The organism is Hymenobacter terrenus (genome assembly GCF_000972495.1).
GTDB lineage: Bacteria > Bacteroidota > Bacteroidia > Cytophagales > Hymenobacteraceae > Hymenobacter > Hymenobacter terrenus.
The window spans coordinates 1-398 of sequence record NZ_LATM01000152.1 but is presented as its reverse complement, the minus strand read 5'-3'; the positions used below and the strand labels follow the sequence as shown (position 1 = coordinate 398).

The following is a 398-nucleotide window of genomic DNA, read 5'->3' as shown; positions in this document are numbered from 1 at the left end:
TTGCGAAAAAAGTAGCCCGCCCTGCGGCGCGGCGCCAGGCAGCGCAGGGCTTAGTAGTGAAGGGCTGGAGCCAGCGGCGGGCGTGTGCGCTGGTGGGCCTGTGCCGGGGCAGTTACGCCACCCGGCCGGCGAGCGAAAAAGACGAGCCGGTGCAGGAAGCCCTGCGGACCTTGTCGGGGCGGCACCCGGGCTGGGGTTTTTGGAAATTACAGCACCGGCTGCGCAAAAACGGCCTGCCTATCAACCACAAGCGTACCTGGCGCATTTACCGGGCGATGGGCTTGCACTTGCCCCGGCGGCTAAAAAAGCGGCTGCCCGCCCGCGTCAAGCAGCCGTTGGCGGTGCCCGAAGCCGCCAATGGGTGTTGGTCGCTCGACTTCACCAGCGACGTGTTGACC

1 protein-coding gene is annotated in these 398 nt (G+C 66.6%); it reads left to right on the top strand.

The window, feature by feature from the left end; genetic code table 11:
• Positions 1–398: IS3 family transposase (locus WX88_RS30645; protein ID WP_156176510.1), on the top strand; the 398-nt coding region annotated here is incomplete at both ends.